Consider the following 4,487-nt stretch of genomic DNA (forward strand, 5'->3'; position numbering starts at 1 on the left):
CTTTACGCTTATTTATTCAGTTCCGCCGTCATGTGTACGTGGTTACCGGTAAACGCTTCGGTAATTTTGTAAGATGATGCGCCTGCGGCCTGGGCCTGAGAGGCGATTTTCGCTTCTGCACCGTCCATCGTTGCGGCGGTAGCGGTCACGGTTTCCGCAGCGAAAGAACCAAAAGAAGCGGCCAGAGCGATAACTGCGACAAAAGTTTTGATGCTTTTCATGATATAAACCCTTTACGTTAGTTGTTTGAATAAGGCGCCGTGCCTTGATGTGATAAATAGTAGTCCTCACATCACCAAACAAAAAGCGGAAGGATTTGTTGTCATCATTCAAAAAAATTGACTTAAATTTAACCAGCGAGCAGTCGCTGCGGATGGCTGTAAATCGTCGCCCTGCCCGGGCGGCAAAACCCCACCAACGTCAGGTTACAGCGCTCGGCGACCTCCACAGCCAGTGCGGTGGCGGCGGAAACCGCAAACAGAATTTCCACCCCGCACATTGCTGCCTTCTGCACCATCTCGTAGCTGGCGCGGCTGGAGACTAACGCCGCCCCGCATTGCCAGTCATCACCCTCTTCTACGCGCCGCCCCAGCAGTTTATCCAGCGCGACATGACGTCCGACATCCTCGTGCCCGCCCACCAACTCACCGGACGGACGCAGCCACGCCGCCGCATGAGTGCAACCGGTGATATGCCCAATCGGCTGAACATCACGAAGCTGCTCTAGCGCGCGATCGAGATTCTCCAGCCTGAAGGTTTGTGTGAACGGTAAAGGTTGCACGGGCTTGCCGATATCGTTGAGCTGCTCAACCCCGCAAACGCCGCAGCCCGTTCGCCCGGCCAGCGCGCGACGGCGCTCTTTCAGCCCCATAAAACGACGGCTGGAAAGCTCAATCTGAACTTCCAGACCGTTGCAGGCCTGTACGACCTCCATCCCGTAGATCTCGCGCCGGTGTTCAATAATCCCTTCAGATAAGGAAAAACCGACGGCAAATCGTTGCAGGTCCTTGGGAGAGGCCATCATGACAACGTGTGAGATGCCGTTATAGACCAGCGCCACAGGAACTTCTTCGGCCAGTTCATCAGACTGAGGATGTTGCAAATCATCGCGCTTCCAGAGCGCGACCTGACGACATCCCGTGATGCTTGTCACATTTTCAATTTGTTCGGGAGGGTTCTTATTCACTTTGTTTTAACCGTATTGGAACAGGCATACACACAATGTGGTATTCTTTGCATTCCCCTTCAAGTGAAAGGGTGATCTTTCCCAATTCTGAACCTTTGCGGTGCTTACCGCAAAGTAAATAACTACATGTGACAATGTCGATACAAGGAGTGAACCATGCAGGTCAGCAGAAGGCAGTTCTTTAAGATCTGCGCTGGCGGTATGGCAGGCACAACGGCTGCAGCACTGGGTTTTGCCCCGGGCGCTGCACTCGCGGAAACCCGGCAATATAAACTGCTGCGTACCCGTGAAACCCGTAACACCTGTACGTACTGTTCTGTCGGTTGTGGGCTGTTAATGTATAGCCTCGGTGACGGTGCGAAAAACGCCAAAGCATCCATCTTTCATATCGAAGGTGACCCTGACCATCCGGTCAACCGTGGTGCGCTCTGCCCGAAAGGGGCGGGTCTGGTCGACTTTATCCATTCCGAAAGTCGTCTGAAATTCCCGGAATATCGTGCGCCAGGCTCCGACAAGTGGCAGCAAATCAGCTGGGACGACGCGTTCGATCGTATCGCGAAGCTGATGAAAGAAGACCGCGATGCCAACTTTATCGCCAAAAACGACGCTGGCACCACCGTCAACCGTTGGTTGACCACTGGCATGCTGTGCGCTTCAGCCTCCAGTAACGAAACCGGCTATTTAACGCAGAAATTCACCCGTGCGCTCGGTATGCTCGCGGTCGACAACCAGGCGCGCGTCTGACACGGACCAACGGTAGCAAGTCTTGCTCCAACATTTGGTCGCGGTGCGATGACCAACCACTGGGTTGACATCAAAAACGCCAACCTGATCGTGGTGATGGGCGGTAATGCCGCTGAAGCGCACCCGGTAGGGTTCCGCTGGGCGATGGAAGCCAAAATCCACAACGGCGCGAAGCTGATTGTTATCGACCCACGCTTTACGCGTACGGCGTCGGTAGCCGACTTCTATACCCCGATTCGTTCCGGTACTGACATCACCTTCTTGTCAGGCGTCATCCTGTACCTGCTGAATAACGAAAAATTCAACCGCGAGTACACCGAAGCCTATACCAACGCCAGCCTGATCGTGCGTGAGGATTACCGTTTCGACGACGGGTTGTTCAGTGGCTATGACGCGGCAAGTCGCAAATACGATAAGACCAGCTGGAACTATGAGCTGGACGAAAACGGCTTCGCGAAACGCGACACCACGCTGCAACATCCGCGCTGCGTATGGAATCTGCTGAAGCAGCACGTTTCGCGCTATACCCCGGAGGTTGTGGAAAATATCTGCGGTACGCCAAAAGCGGACTTCCTGAAAGTCTGTGAGTACATCGCGGAAACCAGCGTTCACGATAAAACCGCGTCATTCCTCTACGCGCTGGGCTGGACACAGCACTCTATTGGTGCACAGAACATCCGTACCATGGCGATGATCCAACTGCTGCTCGGCAATATGGGGATGGCCGGCGGCGGCGTGAACGCCTTGCGTGGCCACTCCAACATTCAGGGGCTGACCGACCTGGGGCTGCTGTCGCAGAGCCTGCCGGGTTATATGACGCTGCCGAATGAGAAACAGACCGACCTGCAAACCTACCTGGCCGCCAACACGCCGAAGCCGCTGCTGAAAGATCAGGTGAACTACTGGGGCAACTACCCGAAATTCTTCGTCTCGATGATGAAGGCCTTCTTTGGCGATAAAGCCACGGCGGAAAACAGTTGGGGCTTTGACTGGTTGCCGAAGTGGGATAAGGGCTACGACGTCCTGCAGTACTTCGAGATGATGTACCAAGGCAAGGTCAATGGCTATATTTGCCAGGGCTTTAACCCGGTAGCGTCATTCCCGAACAAAAACAAAGTGGTCGCCTCGCTGTCGAAACTGAAGTTCCTGGTGACCATCGACCCGCTCAACACCGAAACGTCCACCTTCTGGCAAAACCACGGTGAGTCGAACGATGTTGATCCGTCAAAAATACAGACTGAAGTGTTCCGCCTGCCGTCCACCTGCTTCGCCGAAGAGAACGGCTCTATCGTCAACTCCGGCCGCTGGTTGCAGTGGCACTGGAAAGGCGCGGATGCTCCAGGGATTGCGACCACCGATGGCGAAATCCTCGCTGGTATCTTCTTACGTCTGCGGAAAATGTACGCTGAAACCGGCGGCTCGGCTCCTGAGCCGGTGTTGAACATGACCTGGAACTACTCCACACCGCATGAGCCCGCTTCGGAAGAGGTGGCGATGGAGAGCAACGGCAAGGCGCTGGCGGATATTACCGACCCGGCAACCGGCACAGTGATCGTCAAGAAAGGCCAGCAGCTCAGCTCGTTTGCGCAGCTACGCGATGATGGCACCACCGCCAGCGGTTGTTGGATCTTCGCCGGTAGCTGGACGCCGGAAGGTAACCAGATGGCGCGTCGCGATAACGCCGACCCGTCAGGGCTGGGTAATACGCTGGGCTGGGCCTGGGCATGGCCGCTCAACCGTCGCATTCTGTATAACCGTGCCTCTGCGGACCCACAGGGTAAACCATGGGATCCGAAACGCCAGTTGTTGAAATGGGACGGCGTAAAATGGGGCGGCGTGGACATTCCGGACTACAGTGCCGCCGCACCGGGTACCGACGTCGGGCCGTTCATCATGCAGCCCGAAGGCATGGGTCGCCTGTTTGCTCTCGATAAGATGGCGGAAGGTCCGTTCCCGGAACACTACGAGCCGTTTGAAACGCCGCTGGGCACCAACCCGCTGCACCCGAATGTCGTCTCTAACCCGGCAGCTCGTATCTTCAAGGGCGACTTTGAAGCGCTGGGTAAAAAGGACAAATTCCCGTACGTGGGCACCACCTATCGTCTGACCGAGCACTTCCACTACTGGACCAAGCACGCGCTGCTTAACGCCATCGCGCAGCCGGAACAGTTTGTGGAGATCGGCGAGAAGCTGGCGGGCAAGCTCGGCATCGCCCATGGCGATACCGTGAAGGTCTCCTCTAACCGCGGCTATATTAAAGCCAAGGCGGTGGTGACCAAGCGTATCCGCACGCTGAACGTTCACGGTCAGCAGGTAGATACCATCGGTATTCCGATCCACTGGGGTTATGAGGGCGTGGCGAAGAAAGGGTTCATTGCGAACACCCTGACGCCGTTCGTCGGCGATGCGAACACGCAAACGCCGGAGTTTAAGGCCTTCCTCGTGAACGTGGAAAAGGTGTAACGGAGACGACTTATGACTTATCAATCGCAAGACATCATTCGTCGTTCCGCGACTAACGGTTTCACGCCCGCGCCTCAGGCGCGGGACCACCAGC

4 protein-coding genes are annotated in these 4,487 nt (G+C 55.9%); 2 read left to right on the forward strand and 2 right to left on the reverse strand.

The window, feature by feature from the left end:
- Positions 1-8 precede the first annotated feature (8 nt).
- Entirely contained in the window at positions 9-221 is a 213-nt protein-coding gene (locus tag ACZAHD_RS21710) for a YdgH/BhsA/McbA-like domain containing protein (protein ID WP_462458585.1), read from the reverse strand.
- 128 nt (positions 222-349) lie between these two features.
- Entirely contained in the window at positions 350-1,186 is an 837-nt protein-coding gene (fdhD, locus tag ACZAHD_RS21715) for a formate dehydrogenase accessory sulfurtransferase FdhD (RefSeq protein ID WP_462458586.1), read from the reverse strand.
- Between the two features lie 156 nt (positions 1,187-1,342).
- Between fdhD and fdnG the strand changes: the two genes are divergently transcribed.
- Together fdnG and ACZAHD_RS21725 are read left to right on the forward strand one after the other, a co-directional pair.
- On the forward strand, positions 1,343-4,393 hold the full coding sequence (fdnG, locus tag ACZAHD_RS21720; RefSeq protein WP_462458587.1) for a formate dehydrogenase-N subunit alpha: 3,051 nt from the start codon (positions 1,343-1,345) through the stop codon (positions 4,391-4,393).
- 12 nt (positions 4,394-4,405) lie between these two features.
- Positions 4,406-4,487, forward strand: an 82-nt coding sequence (locus ACZAHD_RS21725) for a hypothetical protein (protein WP_462458009.1), incomplete at its 3' end; no start/stop codon positions are given.

The organism is Raoultella sp. (assembly GCF_039594335.1).
In the GTDB taxonomy this organism is placed as follows: Bacteria; Pseudomonadota; Gammaproteobacteria; order Enterobacterales; family Enterobacteriaceae; genus Klebsiella.

Coding starts and splice junctions, on each gene's coding strand:
- ACZAHD_RS21710 (WP_462458585.1), bottom strand. CDS start 221: ATGAAAAGCATCAAAACTTTTGTCGCAGTTATCGCTCTGGCCGCTTCT.